This window comes from Alloalcanivorax xenomutans (assembly GCF_032810065.1).
GTDB classification, from domain to species: Bacteria; Pseudomonadota; Gammaproteobacteria; order Pseudomonadales; family Alcanivoracaceae; genus Alloalcanivorax; species Alloalcanivorax xenomutans.
Window position 1 is genome coordinate 1,530,751 of the sequence record NZ_CP136538.1, and the last position, 16,892, is coordinate 1,547,642.

Here is a 16,892-nt window from a genome sequence, read left to right on the forward strand (position 1 = left end):
AACCGATTGAGTGCAAATCGGCACAGAGTGCGGGTTTGCCGGGCGAGGGCCCGATGGCCGATCAGGGCGATCGGGTCAGCGGATTGATAACGGGACGGCCAGGGCTGGTCCGTCCGCAAGAATGCGCGGTCGTCAGCGTGCCCCTCCGATGCGCGTTATCGGGGCGGTCAGCGGTGGTGATTTGGCGCCAAGACATCACGGAGGTATTCCATGGTCACCGTACGGCGGCAGCAACCCCTGGAAACCCCGAGTCATGACTGGCAGGCATGGCTTGAGCAGTTACAGAAGCGCACCGTGGTGCGCGACGCGGAAACCCTGGCGCAGGCCTGCGCCCGGGCCGAACAATGCGAACTGGCCGGCAACGCGGCCGGCGCCAAATGGCCCTACGGCAAGGGCTGCCTGACCATCGGTCTGGAAATGGCGGATATCCTCGCCGACCTCGGTGCCGATACCGAAACCCTGCCGGCGGCGGTGCTGTACCGGGCGGTCCGCGAAGGGCAGATGTCGCTGCTGGAGGTGGACAAGGAATTCGGTGAGCGGGTGGCGCGGCTGATCGAGGGCGTGCTGCGCATGGCCGCCATCAGCACCGTGCTCAACCCCACCCGCAAGGCGGTGCTCGGGCAGCAGGACGGCCAGCTCGACAATGTGCGCAAGATGTTGGTGGCGCTGGTGGATGACGTGCGCGTGGCGCTGGTCAAGCTGGCGGAGCGGACCGTCATCATCCGCGCGGTGAAGGAATCGGAGCCGGAGCGCCAGCGCAAGGTGGCCCAGGAGATTTTCGATATCTACGCGCCGCTGGCCCACCGTCTCGGCGTCGGTCATCTGAAATGGGAGCTGGAGGACCTGTCCTTCCGCTACCTGCAACCGGGGGCCTACAAGAAGATCGCCAAGCTGCTGGACGAGAAGCGTCTCGACCGCGAGCACTACATCGAAAAAGTGATCGAGGATCTGCGCGGTCATCTGGAGCGCAGCGGTATCCGTGGCGCCCAGGTGTATGGCCGGGCCAAGCACATCTACAGCATCTGGCGCAAAATGCAGAAGAAGCACCTGGAGTTCGGCGAGGTCTATGACGTTCGCGCCGTTCGCGTACTGGTGCCGGAGGTGCGGGACTGCTACGCCGCGCTGGGCGTGGCGCATTCACTGTGGAAGCACGTGCCCAAGGAGTTCGACGATTACATTGCCAGCCCCAAGGACAACGGCTACCAGAGTCTGCATACCGCGGTGGTCGGCCCGGAACGCAAGATGCTGGAAGTGCAGATCCGCACCTTCGACATGCACGAGGAAGCGGAGCTCGGTGTGTGCGCTCACTGGCGCTACAAGGAAGGCTCCAAGGCGCGCCGCGGGCAGAGCGACTATGAGCACCGCATCGCCTGGTTGCGCCAGGTGCTGGAATGGCAGGAAGAACTGGGCGACAACGCCAAGAGCGTGGTCGACGAGCTCAAGCACGGCCTGACCAGCGAACGGGTCTATGTGTTCACCCCGGATGGCCACGTGGTCGATCTGGAAGCCGGCGCTACTCCGGTGGACTTTGCCTACCACATCCACACCGAGGTGGGGCACCGTTGCCGGGGCGCCAAGGTCAACGGTCACATCGTGCCGCTCAATTACACCCTGAACACCGGCGAGCAGGTGGAAATCCTCACCGCCAAGGAAGGCGGGCCCAGCCGTGACTGGCTGACGCCGTCACTGGGCTATGTGGCCGCTTCCTCCACCCGGGCCCGCATCCAGCAGTGGTTCAAGCGCCAGGACCGCGATGTGCACATCGCCCAGGGCAAGGCGATGCTGGAGCGGGAAATGTCCCGGTTGGCTCTGGATCGCATCGACCTGGACCTGCTGGCGCCGCAGCTCAACCTGAAAAGCGGTGACGACGTGCTGGCCTCGCTGGGTGCTGGTGACCTGCGCCCGGGGCATGTGGTCAATCAGGCCCAGGCGCTGTCGCCGGATAATCCGCAACAGGAACTGGCGTTCGTGCCGGCGCGCTCGCGGGCCTCGGAATCCGGTGATATCACCATCCACGGGGTGGGTAACCTGCTCACGCAGATGGCCAAGTGCTGCCAGCCGGTGCCGGGCGATCCGGTGATGGGCTTTATCACCCAGGGCCGCGGTGTCACCGTGCACCGGGCGGACTGTCCGAACCTGCTGGCGATGCAGGGCGAGGACCCGAACCGGGTGATCGAGGTGAGCTGGGGCGAGGCGGATCGCATCTTCTATCCGGTGGATGTGTTCCTGCGCGCCTGGGATCGTCAGGGGCTGCTGCGCGATGTGATCGCGGTGCTCTCCAACGAAAAGGTCAATGTCACCGCCGTGCATACCCAATCCCACACCGAGGACAACACCGCCACCATGCTGCTGACCCTGGAGATCTCCTCGCTGGGCAACCTGGGCAAGGTGCTGGCCAAGCTGGACCAGCTCAAAGGGGTGCTGGAAGTGCGGCGCTATAAGAAGTGAAGGGGCGGCGAATCGGCGTGTTGCCTACCCGCGATATTTCACCAGGAGGTTTTCTTGAGCACGGACAACAACGCGACCAGTGCCATCGCGCAACTGCTCGACATCATGGCGCGTTTGCGGGATCCGGAGGGCGGCTGTCCCTGGGATCTGAAGCAGAACTTCGACACCATCGCGCCTTATACCATCGAGGAAGCGTTCGAGGTGGCCGAGGCCATCGCCCGCCGGGATTATGGCGAGCTCAAGGAAGAACTGGGTGATCTGTTGTTGCAGGTGGTGTTTCACTCACAGATGGCCCGGGAAGCGGAGTTGTTCGACTTCGAGCAGGTGACGCGAACCCTCAGCGAAAAAATGATCCGCCGCCATCCCCACGTGTTTGGCGCCGACCCGGCCGCTGACGAGCAGGCGGTGAACGCCAACTGGGAGGCGATCAAAGCCGAGGAGCGGCGGGCCAAGGGGCGTGAGCATGGCAGTGCGCTCGATGGTGTACCGGAAGGTCTGCCGGCCTTGCAACGTGCCACCAAACTGCAAAAGAAAGCGGCTAAGGTGGGGTTTGACTGGCCCGGGCCGGCGCCGGTGCGGGCGCAGGTGGAAGCGGAGTGGGCGGAGCTGGATCAGGCTCTGGATGGCGACAATATCGATGCCGTGGAAGACGAGTTCGGTGATGTGCTGTTTTCCCTGATCAACCTGGCCCGCCATTTGAAACTGGATCCAGAACAGGCGCTGCGTCGTGCCAACGCCAAGTTCGAACGCCGCTTCCGTCACATGGAAACCGTCAGCTCGTCACCCCTGGCCGGGCTGAATACGGAACAATTGGAACAACTCTGGCGTCACGCCAAGGACCAGGAGTAATTCCCCCGACGCCGCTGATGACGGCGTCTCGGGGGCTTCGTCATCTGCCTGTCACGTCCCGCCTCGCGACTGTGAAATAAAAACTTCACATAAAAGCAACTTTTCCGTCATTCGCTCTCCCCATACTCCGCCCCCAAGCAACCAGGATGTTCGCGCGGCTTCCGCTCGACGTCTTCCGTGCTGTTTTTAACTTGCCTGATTGATAGGAGATGCTGCGATGAAAAAGAATTTGCTCGCGATCGCTGTGGGGGCGGCCGTCGCTCTGCCTGGCCTGGCCCTGGCGGACGGTCCTACCGTCTACGGTAAAGTGAACATTTCACTGGAAAACCAGGAAAATGAAATCGGTCAGTCCGGAAGTGTGGACGACGACTGGTCCCTGAACAGCAACGCTTCCCGTGTTGGTATCAAAGGCGACTTCGATCTGGACTTCGCTGGTCTGAAGGCGATCTACCAGGCGGAATACCAAATCTCCGTTGACGGCGATGATGACGAGTTCAGCCAGCGTAATATCTTCGGTGGTCTGGCCGGCGACTTCGGTGTGCTGAAAGCCGGTAAGTTCGACACCCCGACCAAGGTTGCCCAGGGTAAAGTGGATCAGTTCAACGATCTGCAGGGCGATATCAAAAACATCATGGCCGGTGAAAACCGTGCCGGAAACATCGTTCAGTACAGCACCCCGACTCTCGGTGACATGGTCACCATCCACGGTGCTTTCATCCCGGGTGAAGGCGAAGACCTGGACGGCGACGGCCAGGAAGAAAACGATCTGGCGGATTCCTACTCCATCGCGATCATCGCTGAAAAGGGCATCTTCTACGGCGCCCTGTCCCACGATGCTGATATCGAAGACGAGCTGGTTGTTGATGGCACCACCGGTACCACTCTGGACATCACCCGCGCCGCGGTGATGCTGAAGCCGGGTAACGTGGAACTGGGCGCTCTGTACCAGATCGCCGAAGAATCCGAAGCCGACGGCGAAGACCAGTCCTTCCTGGTCAGCGGTGCCTACAAAATCGACCGCTGGAAGCTGAAAGCCCAGTACGGCATGACCCAGGGCGATCAGACTGACGACGAAGCCACTCTGATGGCGGTTGGCGCCGACTACAAACTGGCCAAGGCCTCCAAGGTCTACGCCTACTTCTCCCAAGTGTCCCTGGAACCGGATGCCGGTGAAGACCGTGACGACACCACCTTCGGTGTGGGCATGGAGCACAAGTTCTAAAGAATACGGACTCACGTCCTGAAGTTTCCTCGAAGCAAGTGACAGCCTTGCCCGCCTTCCTGGCGGGCTTTTTTTTATTTGACGCTTACACGCCAAACCCTTGGCCCGCCCGTGCCGCCTTGCGGCTATGAGCTCACACCTTATTCGCTGCCAGGCAGTTTCCCACGGAGGAAACCACGGAGCCGCTGTGGGACAGCAGCGATCCACGGACCGTGATACGGTTCTTTGACCGCTCTCATTGGTCCTGTCATTAAATCGGGTAAGCGGATTAAATGGTTGATCTTACCTTTGCATGAGAGTGAGACAGACCGGCATCTCATCGGATTATCTGGTTGATGCTTCACCTACTGCTGGTGCATGTTTCCTTCGCTAATTCCAGCAAGAACCCCACACGCCTCAACTTCCCGGTCATCGTTGCAACTCGCTCTCAGTGAAACGAGTTGTTTCTCAAGCGCTTGCAGAGCGGTTATCTGCGACCGCACATGAGAGATGTGATCATCGAGCAAGGTGTTGACGGCGGTACAAGGCTGATGAGGGTCGTCCTGATAGCTCTGTAGTTCGTGAATCTCAGCCAGTGACAGGCCCAGGATTCTGCAGCGACGGATGAAGGCCAGCCCCTCACCATGCTTCTCGGTATAGACACGGTAACCGTTGTCCTGCCGATCAGGCGGCGGCAACAAGCCCTGCTGTTCATAGAAGCGGATCGTCTGTGTTTCGACCCCTACCAACTGCGCCAACTGACCAATGCGCATCAGCCTCCTCCCCAACGGATTCTTTACTCTATTGACCTTATAGTAGCTTTATAGTTTTAAATGGTACCACAACATTGTTCAAGTGGAGTCGTATCATGAGCAAATCCTGTGGTGGCGCCTGTGGCGGTGATGCAACGTCCGCAGCGGATACCGATATACAGGCCTCCTCCGAGGCGCCAGGGAGATGGGTCAGTGTTTATGCCGTGCCGAAGATGGACTGTCCATCAGAAGAACGAATGATTCGCCTAGCCCTGAACGGCTTTGAGGAGATTCGGGCGCTGTCCTTCGACTTGTCGAACCGCCGGCTGAAGGTCGTGCATGACGGCGAGGTCGAGCCCGTCACCTCGAAACTGAAGACCTTGGGGCTAGGCGCCTCGCTTCAGGAAACCGTCGCTGCAAATCCGGAGACCATCAAGGCCGCCGAGTTTTCGGCAGCTTCTGCTAAGCAAGAATCCGGGACCCTGCGCTGGTTGCTCGGCATCAATGCACTTCTGTTCGTGGTGGAAATGACTGCCGGTCTGATCGCCCGGTCCACCGGCCTGATTGGAGAATCCCTGGACAATTTTGCCGATGCGGCGGTGTACGGGCTTGCCCTTTATGCGGTTGGACATAGCGTGAAAATGCAGGTACGTGCCGCGCATCTTGCTGGTGTACTGCAACTGATCTTGGCTGTGGGCGTGCTCGTAGAGGTGGTGAGACGCTTTGTATTCGGTAGTGAGCCTGAATCGCTGGTGATGATGGCTATCGCATTCGTCGCATTGATTGCCAATACCAGTTGTCTGCTGCTCATATCCAAACATCGGGAAGGCGGGGCGCACATGAAGGCAAGCTGGATATTCTCGGCCAACGACGTGGTGATCAACCTGGGGGTCATCACCGCCGGCGCCCTGGTCGCGTGGACCGGTTCCAATTATCCGGATCTGATTATCGGCACCATCGCGGGGGGCATTGTACTTAACGGTGCCAGACGCATTTTGGCGTTGAAGGGTTAAATAATGCTCATTATTGGCAAAAAGCTCTCGCCGTATGCCCTATTGTCCATATCGGGCCTGCTGGCAGCGTCTGATCAGGCTGTAAAGTGGCTGGTGCAGCAATCAATGGCCTATGGCGAGTATGTTTCGGTGACCCCGTTCTTTAACTGGGTGCACCTATGGAACACCGGTGCCGCATTCAGTCTTTTTGCGAATGGTGGAGGCTGGCAGCGCTACTTATTTATCGGAATCGCGGTAGTGGTCTCGATTTTTCTGATCAAGCTGATCCTTGAAAATCGTCATAAAGGAGAAGCCATCGCTTACAGTCTTATCCTCGGTGGCGCCATGGGCAACCTGATTGACCGGGTCTTTCGCGGCCATGTTGTGGATTCCTTTGATTTCTATTGGCGAGACTGGCATTGGCCGGCCTTCAACCTGGCTGATATTGCAATTGTCCTCGGTGCCTTACTTTTCGTTTCCAGCAGCTTGTTGGGTAAAAAAGCAAACACCAATGCCGAGCCGGATGGATCTGACTGACACCTACGCCTATACAACACCATGACCGAACTTCCCGACAACATCCTTCACCTGCCGCAATACCAAGTACTGGGCTGCAAATCAACCGACGACGAAATGCACTTCCAGGTGGACGTGCCCGATCCCATCGCCTGCGAGGAATGCGGCGTGCAGGGTGAGTTCGTACGGTTCGGCAAGCGTGACGTTCCCTATCGTGATCTGCCCATCCACGGCAAGCGGGTCACTCTCTGGGTGGTCCGCCGCCGATACACCTGCCGGGCCTGCAAGACAACATTCAGGCCCCAGCTACCGGAGATGGTGGACGGATTCCGTATGACACTGCGGCTGCATGAGTACGTGGAGAAGGAATCCTTCAACCACCCCTACACCTTTGTGGCGGCACAGACCGGCCTGGACGAGAAGACGGTGCGCGACATCTTCAACGCCCGCGCCGAGTTCCTGGGGCGCTGGCACCGCTTCGAGACGCCCCGCATCCTGGGCATTGACGAGCTATACCTGAACAAGCGCTACCGCTGCATTCTGACCAACATTGAGGAGCGAACCCTGCTCGACCTGCTGGCCACCCGCCGCCAGGACGTGGTGACCAACTACCTGATGAAGCTGAAAGACCGGCAGAAGGTCGAGATCGTCAGCATGGACATGTGGAACCCCTACCGGGCAGCGGTCAAGGCTGTGCTGCCCCAGGCCCGTATCGTGGTCGATAAGTTCCATGTGGTGCGCATGGCCAACGATGCCCTAGAGAGAGTGCGCAAGGGCCTCAGAAAGGAGCTGAAACCGTCCCAGAGCCGGACTCTCAAGGGAGACCGGAAAATCCTGCTGAAACGCGCTCACGAAGTCTCAGACCGGGAGCGCCTCATCATGGAGACCTGGACAGGCGCGTTCCCGCAACTGCTGGCCGCCTACGAGCACAAGGAGCGCTTCTACGGCATCTGGGACGCCACCACACGGCTCCAGGCAGAAGCCGCCCTGGACGAGTGGATAGCCACCATCCCGAAGGGCCAAAAGGAAGTCTGGAGCGATCTGGTCAGGGCAGTGGGAAACTGGCGCGAAGAGACCATGACCTACTTCGAGACGGACATGCCCGTCACCAACGCTTACACGGAGTCCATCAACCGACTGGCCAAGGACAAGAACCGTGAAGGGCGCGGTTACTCCTTCGAGGTGATGCGGGCACGAATGCTCTACACCACGAAGCACAAGAAGAAGGCACCGACTGCGAAGGTCTCTCCTTTCTACAAGAAAACCATCGGTTACGGACTGCCGGACTTCGCAGAGGAACTCAACTACGGAGTCGATCTATCAACCATCTGAGGGTGGTATCAGATTGATGGGGTGAAGGTGCCCCATCAACCATTAAATCCGTATACCCATTAAATCGTCATATAGTGTGCTCCCATTTTTCATGTGAGGGAGTAGGGATCATGAACACCGTACATCGCGGACTCATTCCGGCATTGCTGGTTTTTCTGCCGGCCTCGGCGCTGGCCGCGCCGCAGTTTTATGGCCGCATCGATATCGCACTGGAAGGCACCGATGACTATCCGAGCCGGACTCTGGCTTCGGCACTGGATGACATGGGCGAGGGCGATTCACCGTTACGCGACGGCTGGTTCGTGGAAGCCTATAACTCCTATCTGGGTGTGCGTGATGAAGTGCCCCTGGATGTGGGTGGATTGTCACTGATTTACCAGTTCGAAGCCGGTTACGATGTGGACGGCAGCAGCAGTCGCACGTTTAGCACCCGCAACAGCTACATTGGTCTGGCAACGCCGTGGGGGCGGGTTTTCGCCGGTCGTTATGACAGCCTGGTCAAACAGGCGGAAGGCAAGCTGGATCAGTTCAACAACACCGCCGCTGACATGCAGACGGTGTTCACCAGCCAATATCGCAACAGCAATACCCTGAACTGGGTCAGCCCGAACCTGGGCAACCTGGTACTGAAAGCCCAGCTCGCGCCGGGCGAACAGGATGAACTGGGCACGCCGCCCTACGACGAGACCAAGGACGGCCTGGCCGATATTTACGCGCTGTCCGCCACCTGGAATAGCGATGCCCTTTACGCCGCCTTGGCTTACGAGCACGGCTATACCGAAAGAGCGCTGCCCGCACCGGTGAGCCTGAATGTGCCCGCGGACCGGGACGTGCTGCGCGGGGCCTTGGGGATGCGGCTAGGTAACCTGTCCCTGGGCGCGATCGTTGAAGAACTGCGTCTGGATCCGGACTATCCCGGCGCCAGCCGTCTCGACGGCACTTCCTACCTGCTCAGCGCCGGTCTGGCCATGAGCCCGCGCCTGACCCTGAAGGCACAGGGGGGCCGCTTCGACAGTGACGATCTGGGCTACACCCTGACCACCGGCACCGTCGGCGCGGATTACAAGCTGGGCGCCCAGACCACGGCCTATACGCTGCTGTCAGTGTCCGATGCGGACGTGGACGATGACGCCGCCGGTTATGACGACGGTAAAGGCGGGTTGGTGTCAGTGGGGCTGGCGCACAAGTTCTGATTGAGGTCCGTGGGCCGCTGGTGCGCGACCTCAAGGATATGAATCAGAGGTGTCCGGTTACAAAAAAAACGGCCCCTTGATGGGGCCGTTTTTTGATCGTGCTGGTTCCGATCAGCCCTGCCAGCGTTGCAGTGCCAGGGTGGCGTTGGTGCCACCGAAACCGAAGCTGTTGCTGATCGCCAGATCCGGGGCGCGCTCCAGCCGTTCGGTAAGGATCGGCAGGCCAGCGGCCTGCTCATCCAGCTCCTGGATGTTGGCGGAAGCGGCGGTGAAGCCGTCGCGCATCATCAGCAGACAGTAGATGGCTTCCTGTACGCCGGTGGCGCCCAGGCTGTGGCCGGTCAGGCTCTTGGTGGAGCTGATGCTCGGCACGGTGCCGCCGCCGAATACTTCGCGGATCGCCTTCAACTCCGCCACATCCCCCACCGGAGTGCTGGTGCCGTGGGCGTTGATGTAATCCACCGGGCCTTCCACCGTGGACAGGGCCTGACGCATGCAGCGCGCCGCGCCTTCGCCGCTGGGCGCGACCATGTCGTAGCCGTCGCTGGTGGCGCCGTAGCCCACCACTTCCGCGTAGATACGGGCGCCGCGAGCCTTGGCGTGCTCCAGTTCCTCCAACACCACCATGCCGCCGCCGCCGGCGATGACGAAGCCGTCGCGGCTGGCGTCATAGGCCCGTGATGCGGTTGCCGGAGTGTCGTTGTACTTGGTGGAAAGCGCGCCCATGGCGTCGAACAGGCAGCTCAGGGTCCAGTGCTCTTCCTCGCCACCGCCGGCGAACACCACATCCTGCTTGCCCATCTGGATTTGCTCCACGGCATTGCCGATACAGTGGGCGCTGGTGGCGCAAGCGGAAGTGATGGAGTAGTTGAGGCCCTTGATCTTGAACGGCGTGGCCAGACAGGCGGAGACCGTGGACGCCATCACGCGCGGCACCATGTAAGGACCGATGCGTTTGACGCCGCGGGAGCGGGCAATGTCCGCCGCTTCCACCTGATTCTGGGAAGAGTGGCCGCCGGAGCCGGCGATCAGACCGGTGCGCTCGTTGCTGACCTGGTTGTCTTCCAGGCCGGAATCGGCGATGGCCTGTTGCATGGCCACATAGGCGTAGGCCGCGGCATCGCCCATGAAGCGGCGGCTTTTGCGGTCGATCAGCGCTTCCAGATCAATGTCGGGGCTGCCGGCGATCTGGCTGCGCATGCCCTGAGCCTGATATTCCTCCTTGAAACGGATGCCGGAGCGTCCTTCGCGCAGCGCAAGAGAGACGGTATCGGTATCGTTGCCCAAACAGGAAACGATGCCCATGCCGGTAATAACGACGCGTCGCATAATGACTCCTAGAAACCTTCCGTCGAGGTGAACAGGCCCACACGCAGGTCGTCGGCCTGGTAAATGGGTTTACCGTCCACGGACACCACCGCATCGGCGAGGCCCATGGTCAGTTTGCGGGCGATGACCCGCTTGATATTGATCTGGTAGGTCAGTTTCTTGGCGGTGGGCAGCACCTGGCCGGAGAATTTGACCTGACCCACACCGAGGGCGCGGCCGCGACCGGGGTGGCCGAGCCAGCCCAGGTAGAAACCGAGTAACTGCCAGGTGGCGTCGAGGCCGAGACAGCCGGGCATCACCGGATCGGTTTCGAAGTGACATTGGAAGAACCACATATCCGGGTGGATATCCAGTTCGGCGACCACCTCACCGCGATCATGGGCACCGCCGGTCTCGGCAATGCGGGTGATGCGGTCGACCATCAACATGTTGGGCAGCGGCAGGCGGGCGTTGCCCGGGCCGAACAGTTCGCCATGGGCGCAGGCGAGCAGTTCGTCGCGCTGATAGGATGATTGTCTTTCTACGTTAGCGTTACTCAAATCTTTGACTCTCCACACAGGCCAATTCGGCAATGGCATCCCAGCGGGGGATAAAGACCGGCGTCCATTATTGTTGAGCTAGTATGTTGTTGAGCGAGTATATGGATGCCCGATGACTGTTTGACTGCAGAATTAAGACATTTTGCCATGCAGAGTCACCATACTAGCAGACCCGAAATGACCGGGACGGACGTAAGCGTCTCAAAATATGTCCAGCATCGCCGCTCCTGGCGGCCCGCCGCGCCGGGCGCCGGGCTTGCATTGCGGCGGCGTTGTGCCGATCATGCGCCGGCGGCCGCGGGCCTCCGCGAGGCCGGCCGCCAGTCTAATCTATTGTGGGGCAGGACCCCGTCGTCTCAAGGTGTCATCTTCGGACATTCGGTCGTGGGACTGACCGACCCGGACCCAATCACCGGATCAGCCGAAAGAATGATCCGTGACAGGGCAAGGGGGCCGATTTCAGGGAACCCTGGGGCGGCGCGGCCATCGAATCCCCTTGGTGCCGTGATATGGCAACGTGAAACAACAACAGAGCGCGCGGCCGTTGGCTCCCGGATGGCCGGTCGGGCCGATCCTTCCCAGGCGTGTCTCAGGAGGTAACTGGTGGCGGCGGAAATCGGACATCTTTCCCTGTGGGTGGCGTTGGCGGCATCCCTGGTCCTGGCGATCTTTCCTCTGATCGGCGTCCACCGTGGCGTATTGGCCTGGCAGCGCTATGCGCGGCCGCTGGCCTGGCTGCAGTGGATGGCCATGACCGCGGCTATCGTGGCGCTGGGTTACAGCTTTTATATCAACGATTTCTCCATCACCTATGTGGCCAACCACAGCAATTCCGAATTACCGCTTGGCTACCGCCTGTCGGCGATCTGGGGCGGCCATGAAGGGTCGCTGTTGTTGTGGGGCTGGATGCTGGCGGGCTGGACCGCGCTGGTCGGGCTGCTGAGCCGCAGCGTGCCGTTGCCCATGGTGGTGCGGGTGCTGTCGGTGATGGGCATGATCGCGGTGGGCTTCCTGGCTTTCATGCTGTTTACCTCCAACCCTTTCGACCGGGCTCTGCCCTGGTTCGTCATCGACGGTGCCGATCTTAATCCGCTGCTGCAGGACCCCGGCCTGATCGTCCATCCGCCGATGCTGTACATGGGCTACGTGGGCTTCGCCGTGGCGTTCGGTTTCGCCGTCGCCGGCTTGCTGGAAGGCAATCTGGACCCGGCCTGGGCGCGTTGGGCCCGTCCCTGGACCACGGTGGCCTGGTGTTTCCTCACCGTTGGTATCGCGCTGGGATCCTGGTGGGCTTACTACGAACTGGGCTGGGGCGGCTGGTGGTTCTGGGACCCGGTGGAAAACGCCTCGTTGATGCCCTGGCTGGCCGGGACCGCGCTGATCCATTCCCTGGCGGTGAGCGAGAAACGCAACCTGTTCCGCGCCTGGACCGTATTGCTGGCGATCGTCACCTTTTCGCTGAGTCTGCTCGGCACTTTTCTGGTGCGTTCCGGGGTACTCACCTCGGTCCATGCCTTCGCCAATGACCCCAGCCGCGGTGCCTTCATTCTCGCTTTCCTGGTGGTGGTGGCCGGTGGCGCGCTGACTCTGTTCGCCCTGCGCGCCGGCCGGTTGTCCGGGCAGGGCGGCTTCAAGGCCATGTCCCGTGAAAGCTTCCTGCTGGGCAACAATCTGGTGCTGCTGGCCGCCACTTTCGTGGTGCTGATGGGCACCTTGTTCCCGCTGCTGGGCGAGGCCATGGACATCAAGGTGTCGATCCGCAGCCCTTACTTCAACGCCTTCTTCGTACCGTTGACCTTGCTGCTGATCCTGCTGCTGGTCCCCGGCATGATGAGCAATTGGAAGCGCCAGGCCGGCAAGCCACTGGTGCGCCGTCTGCTGTGGCTGGCGCCGGCGGCCCTGATCGGCGGCTGGCTGGGCGCGCGGTTGCCCGGCGCGACGCCCTGGCCCGGTACCCTGGCATTGATTCTGGCTCTGTTCCTGGTACTTGCCCATCTGGATGATGTGGTGCGCCGGGCTCTGGCCTACAACCAGGGCCTGTTCGCCGGGCTGCGTAAACTGACCCGTTCCTATATAGGCATGGTCGTGGCCCATTGCGGGCTGGCGGTCCTGGTGGCCGGCGTCACCGTGGTCAGCTTCCATGAGACCGAACGGGATGTTCGCATGCGCCCCGGGGATGTGGCGGAAGTGGGTGGCTACCGTTTCGAATTCGAAAGCCTCAGTGATCCACAGGGGCCGAATTATCAGTCCCAGAAAGGCCACTTTCTGGTCAGCCGGGACGGCCGTCCGGTGACCGAAATGAACCCCGAAAAACGCACCTATCGGGCCTCCGGTCAGGTGATGACGGAGGCGGCCATCGACGGCCGGCTGATGCGTGATCTTTATGTGGCGCTGGGCGAGCCCCTGGGTGATGACGCCTGGGCGGTACGCATCTATCACAAACCGATGGTGCGCTGGATCTGGCTGGGCGCCCTGGTCATGGCGCTCGGTGGTGCCTTGGCACTGTCCGACCGGCGTTATCGCAAACCCATGGGAGGAGTGGCTCGTGAACAGGCTTGATCGTGGTAAGCCGCGCCATCAGCGCGGCGTCAGTCTGTGGGTGTTCCTGCCGTTGGTGGCGTTCGTGGCCCTGGCGGTGTTGCTGGCCAGCGGCCTGGGCCGTAACCCGGAAGAGCTGCCATCGGAATTGGTGGGCAAGCCGTTACCGGCGTTCCAACTGCCTTCCTTATTAGGTGAACGGACCATCACACCGGCTTCCCTGCGGGATCAGAACTGGAAGTTGCTGAACGTCTGGGCCACCTGGTGCCCGACCTGCTACGTGGAGCACCCCTATCTGCTGCAACTGGCGGCCCGGGGGATTCCCATCATCGGACTCAACTACAAGGACGAGACCGACGCGGCGCGGGACTATCTGGCCAATCTGGGCAACCCCTACAGCGAAGTGGTGGTGGACCAGGACGGTCAGTTGGGGCTCGACCTGGGTGTTTACGGCGCACCGGAAACGTTCCTGTTGAATCCCGAAGGGCGGGTGGTATTGCGGCACGCCGGCGATCTGAACGAGCGGGTCTGGGAAGAAAAATTCCAGCCCGTTCTCGACCAGGCAGGGAGTGGGGGAGAACAGTAATGCGTCTGTTGTTGTTGCTCTTGTTGACGGTGCTGGGGCAGGGCGCCCTGGCCGCCATTGACGTTTACCAATTCGACACGGAAGAACAGGAAACCCGTTTCCGCGTGCTGACCGAGGAATTGCGCTGCCCCAAGTGCCAGAACCAGAGCATCGCCGATTCCGATGCCGGGATTGCCCAGGACATGCGCGAGCGGGTGGCGCGAATGATCCGGGAAGGGCATGACGACCAGGCCATCGTCGACTATTTCGTTGACCGCTATGGCGACTTCGTCAGTTACCGGCCGCCGGTGAACGCCCAGACACTGGTGCTGTGGCTGGGGCCGGCGATACTGCTGTTGCTGGGCGGCGGTGCCATCGTGATATTGATCCGGCGGGCCAGCCGCCGGGTGGAGGATGACGAGCAATGACCTTCCTGCTTGCGGTGCTCGGTGCCGTCCTGCTGATCGCCTTGCTGTCCGTGTTTCTGTTATGGCGGCGGGAAACCCGCCGTGACGGCGACCGTGCTTCCTGGTCCGGCTTGGCGCTGCCGCTGCTGGTGGTGGTGCTGGGCGGGCTGGGCTATCTGACCCTGGGCTATCATCCGGAAACCGCCCAGTGGCTGAGCGACCGCCGTGAACTGAGCGACGCCGCCCGCCGTGTGATCCAGGGGCAACCGCCGGAAATCGACAATGACAACCTGAGTGCCGCCGCCTTCGCCCGGGTGCTGCAATCCGAAGTGGTCCGCGAGCATCAGACCATGGACGGCTGGTACGCCCTGGGCCTGCTTTACGATCAATTGGGTGCCCCGGCCCAGGCCGAGGAAGCGGCGCGGCGGGCACTGTTTCTCGAACCCGACAACGATGCCGCCCGTTTGCTGTTGGCACGGTCACTGATTCAAGCCAACGAAGGCCGTCTCACCGACGCCGCCGAAGCGGAAATCCAGAAAGTGCTGGAGGCCTATCCGCAGCACGACGGCGCCTGGATGCTGCAAGCCATGGCCGCCAGCCGCGCCCATCGTTATGAACTGGCGCTGCGGTCCTGGCAGGCGTTGCTCGCCCGCCATGGCGAGGGCGAAGCCGGTGACCTGCTGCGGCAGGGCAAGGCCAATACCGAACGGCAATTGGCCAAAGCGCGGCAACTGGATGATCTGCGTATCACCGTCAATGCCGGCGACGTGGCCGCCGGTGGCACCTTGTTCGTGTTCCTGCGCCAGGGCGAGCAGGGGGGGCAGCCGTTGGCGGCCCGTCGTGTGCTGGTGGAGCGGTTCCCGGCCACCGTGGTTTTGCGTCGCGAGGATTGGCTGCAGTCTTATCCGGCGGACCTTTCCGATTTGCGCGCCGGTGCCCGCTATACCCCGGCGCCGGGTTCCAGCGTCGACGAGGCCGGGCTCAGGGTGGCGCCGGAACCGCTGCGCGGCTCGCCCTTGCAGGCGGAGTTGACACTGGGGCAGTAGCCGCTCAAGCCTTTGGTCGGAAGCGGCCTGTACAAAGGTCGCCCTTGTACGCCGCTGACCCGCACGGTAAAGTTCCCGACCTTTGAGAGGCCGTTAAAGTGCGGTCTGGACTGGCGTCTCCATCGGGGCGTCAGCGCAATCAAACGCCGCAAGCGGTTGATTTTCCACGTTCCTCTTGGCGAAACAGACCGCGAAGAGGGGCTTGAAGAAGCCACGGTCTGGCTTTTTCGACACCTTATTAAGGGCGCCGCTTTTCGGCGCCCATTCGCGGTAAGAAGGGAGATTCCTATGCGTGTCATCCTGCTTGGCGCGCCCGGTGCAGGCAAGGGCACTCAGGCGCAGTTCATAAAGGACGCTTTTTCCATTCCCCAAATCTCCACCGGGGATATGCTGCGCGCCGCCGTCAAGGCCGGCACGCCACTCGGCCTCGAAGCAAAAAAAGTCATGGACGCCGGTGGCCTGGTTTCCGACGACATCATTGTCGGCCTGGTCAAGGAACGCATCGCCGAGGATGATTGCGCCAACGGGTTCCTGTTCGATGGCTTCCCACGCACTATTCCGCAGGCCCAGGCGCTGGTGGATGCGGGGATCGACATCGACTATGTGGTGGAGATCGATGTGGATGATCAGGAGATCATCGATCGCCTGAGCGGCCGCCGGGTGCACCCGGGCTCCGGCCGGGTATACCACGTCACTCACAATCCGCCCAAGGAAGAGGGCAAGGACGATGTTACCGGTGAGGAACTGGTGCAGCGTGACGACGATAAGGAAGACACCGTGCGCAAGCGTCTGGAAGTGTATCAGGCGCAAACCCGCCCGCTGGTGGATTTCTATCAGGATCTGGCCAAGAGCGATGCTGGCAAGGCGCCGGCCTATGTGCGCGTGCCCGGTGTCGGCTCGGTGGAAAGCATCCGGGACAGCATCTTCAAAGCGCTGGGCAAATAACACACGCCCGCGAACCTCTCTCATGAGAGTGGAAAAAGGAGCCGCACGGCTCCTTTTTTTATACCCGCCGTTCATGACGGTCACCCTTCGGGCGGCCGCAGTGCAACATTAAAAAATGGCTCCGGACCCTCTTTTTATGCCCCGCGGATATCGGGCTTCTATCGCACGAAGCCGCTGTGGGAAGCTGCCTTGGCAGCGAATCTGTTGTTCCATGACAATCGGCGGAACGGCCAGACTGTG

General features: G+C 61.2%; 15 protein-coding genes. 12 read left to right on the forward strand and 3 right to left on the reverse strand.

Going from position 1 to position 16,892, the window contains the following annotated elements; all coding sequences use genetic code 11:
- The first annotated feature begins 210 nt into the window (after window positions 1–210).
- The 3 genes from relA to RYH70_RS07220 all read left to right on the forward strand — a co-directional run bounded on the left by relA (window position 211) and on the right by RYH70_RS07220 (window position 4,519).
- Window positions 211–2,448 carry a GTP diphosphokinase gene (gene relA / locus RYH70_RS07210; protein ID WP_022996742.1) on the forward strand — a complete coding sequence of 746 codons (2,238 nt, stop codon included), beginning with the start codon at window positions 211–213 and terminating at the stop codon, window positions 2,446–2,448.
- A gap of 54 nt (window positions 2,449–2,502) precedes the next feature.
- Window positions 2,503–3,297, forward strand: coding sequence for a nucleoside triphosphate pyrophosphohydrolase (gene mazG, locus RYH70_RS07215; RefSeq protein ID WP_022996743.1), 795 nt, complete (start codon window positions 2,503–2,505; stop codon window positions 3,295–3,297).
- Window positions 3,298–3,514: 217 nt separating this feature from the next.
- Window positions 3,515–4,519, forward strand: coding sequence for a porin (locus RYH70_RS07220; protein WP_022996744.1), 1,005 nt, complete (start codon window positions 3,515–3,517; stop codon window positions 4,517–4,519).
- A 344-nt stretch (window positions 4,520–4,863) separates the two neighbouring features.
- Here the strand turns inward: RYH70_RS07220 and cadR are convergent, their stop codons facing one another.
- The gene (gene cadR / locus RYH70_RS07225; RefSeq protein WP_007148576.1) at window positions 4,864–5,271 is read right to left on the reverse strand and encodes a Cd(II)/Pb(II)-responsive transcriptional regulator; all 408 of its coding nucleotides are present in this window, start codon (window positions 5,269–5,271) and stop codon (window positions 4,864–4,866) included.
- A gap of 95 nt (window positions 5,272–5,366) precedes the next feature.
- Here cadR and RYH70_RS07230 point away from each other — a divergent pair, with 95 nt between their 5' ends.
- From RYH70_RS07230 to RYH70_RS07245, 4 genes are all read left to right on the forward strand, one after another.
- Window positions 5,367–6,263, forward strand: a complete 897-nt coding sequence (locus tag RYH70_RS07230; protein ID WP_004364974.1) for a cation transporter — start codon at window positions 5,367–5,369, stop codon at window positions 6,261–6,263.
- A gap of 3 nt (window positions 6,264–6,266) precedes the next feature.
- Entirely contained in the window at window positions 6,267–6,779 is a 513-nt protein-coding gene (gene lspA, locus RYH70_RS07235; protein WP_317009424.1) for a signal peptidase II, read from the forward strand.
- 21 nt (window positions 6,780–6,800) lie between these two features.
- Entirely contained in the window at window positions 6,801–8,090 is a 1,290-nt protein-coding gene (locus RYH70_RS07240) for an ISL3-like element ISPpu12 family transposase (protein WP_004574636.1), read from the forward strand.
- A 110-nt stretch (window positions 8,091–8,200) separates the two neighbouring features.
- On the forward strand, window positions 8,201–9,283 hold the full coding sequence (locus RYH70_RS07245) for a porin (RefSeq protein ID WP_317009990.1): 1,083 nt from the start codon (window positions 8,201–8,203) through the stop codon (window positions 9,281–9,283).
- A 111-nt stretch (window positions 9,284–9,394) separates the two neighbouring features.
- On the opposite strand, the gene fabB is transcribed toward RYH70_RS07245, so the two are convergent.
- Both fabB and fabA read right to left on the reverse strand, forming a co-directional pair.
- Window positions 9,395–10,612 (reverse strand): beta-ketoacyl-ACP synthase I, encoded by a 1,218-nt coding sequence (gene fabB, locus RYH70_RS07250; protein WP_026948961.1) that lies wholly within the window; start codon window positions 10,610–10,612, stop codon window positions 9,395–9,397.
- Window positions 10,613–10,620: 8 nt separating this feature from the next.
- Window positions 10,621–11,151: a 3-hydroxyacyl-[acyl-carrier-protein] dehydratase FabA gene (fabA, locus tag RYH70_RS07255; protein ID WP_022996747.1), complete on the reverse strand. Its 531-nt coding sequence runs from the start codon at window positions 11,149–11,151 to the stop codon at window positions 10,621–10,623.
- Between the two features lie 603 nt (window positions 11,152–11,754).
- Here fabA and RYH70_RS07260 point away from each other — a divergent pair.
- The 5 genes from RYH70_RS07260 (at window position 11,755) to adk (ending at window position 16,652) form a co-directional block, all read left to right on the forward strand.
- A complete protein-coding gene (locus RYH70_RS07260; protein WP_022996748.1) occupies window positions 11,755–13,710 on the forward strand; it encodes a heme lyase CcmF/NrfE family subunit in 1,956 nt (651 codons plus the stop codon).
- Entirely contained in the window at window positions 13,697–14,275 is a 579-nt protein-coding gene (locus tag RYH70_RS07265) for a DsbE family thiol:disulfide interchange protein (RefSeq protein ID WP_022996749.1), read from the forward strand. The genes RYH70_RS07260 and RYH70_RS07265 overlap by 14 nt, the downstream gene beginning before the upstream one ends.
- Window positions 14,275–14,682 (forward strand): cytochrome c-type biogenesis protein, encoded by a 408-nt coding sequence (locus RYH70_RS07270; RefSeq protein WP_026948959.1) that lies wholly within the window; start codon window positions 14,275–14,277, stop codon window positions 14,680–14,682. Before RYH70_RS07265 ends, RYH70_RS07270 begins: the two co-directional genes overlap by 1 nt.
- Window positions 14,679–15,707, forward strand: a complete 1,029-nt coding sequence (locus tag RYH70_RS07275; RefSeq protein WP_022996751.1) for a tetratricopeptide repeat protein — start codon at window positions 14,679–14,681, stop codon at window positions 15,705–15,707. Before RYH70_RS07270 ends, RYH70_RS07275 begins: the two co-directional genes overlap by 4 nt.
- Before the next feature lie 288 nt (window positions 15,708–15,995).
- Window positions 15,996–16,652 carry an adenylate kinase gene (gene adk, locus RYH70_RS07280; protein WP_022996752.1) on the forward strand — a complete coding sequence of 219 codons (657 nt, stop codon included), beginning with the start codon at window positions 15,996–15,998 and terminating at the stop codon, window positions 16,650–16,652.
- Window positions 16,653–16,892 lie beyond the last annotated feature (240 nt).

Coding starts and splice junctions, on each gene's coding strand:
- relA (WP_022996742.1), top strand. CDS start 211: ATGGTCACCGTACGGCGGCAGCAACCCCTGGAAACCCCGAGTCATGAC.
- RYH70_RS07220 (WP_022996744.1), top strand. CDS start 3,515: ATGAAAAAGAATTTGCTCGCGATCGCTGTGGGGGCGGCCGTCGCTCTG.
- cadR (WP_007148576.1), bottom strand. CDS start 5,271: ATGCGCATTGGTCAGTTGGCGCAGTTGGTAGGGGTCGAAACACAGACG.
- RYH70_RS07230 (WP_004364974.1), top strand. CDS start 5,367: ATGAGCAAATCCTGTGGTGGCGCCTGTGGCGGTGATGCAACGTCCGCA.
- lspA (WP_317009424.1), top strand. CDS start 6,267: ATGCTCATTATTGGCAAAAAGCTCTCGCCGTATGCCCTATTGTCCATA.
- RYH70_RS07240 (WP_004574636.1), top strand. CDS start 6,801: ATGACCGAACTTCCCGACAACATCCTTCACCTGCCGCAATACCAAGTA.
- RYH70_RS07245 (WP_317009990.1), top strand. CDS start 8,201: ATGAACACCGTACATCGCGGACTCATTCCGGCATTGCTGGTTTTTCTG.
- fabB (WP_026948961.1), bottom strand. CDS start 10,612: ATGCGACGCGTCGTTATTACCGGCATGGGCATCGTTTCCTGTTTGGGC.
- RYH70_RS07270 (WP_026948959.1), top strand. CDS start 14,275: ATGCGTCTGTTGTTGTTGCTCTTGTTGACGGTGCTGGGGCAGGGCGCC.
- RYH70_RS07275 (WP_022996751.1), top strand. CDS start 14,679: ATGACCTTCCTGCTTGCGGTGCTCGGTGCCGTCCTGCTGATCGCCTTG.
- adk (WP_022996752.1), top strand. CDS start 15,996: ATGCGTGTCATCCTGCTTGGCGCGCCCGGTGCAGGCAAGGGCACTCAG.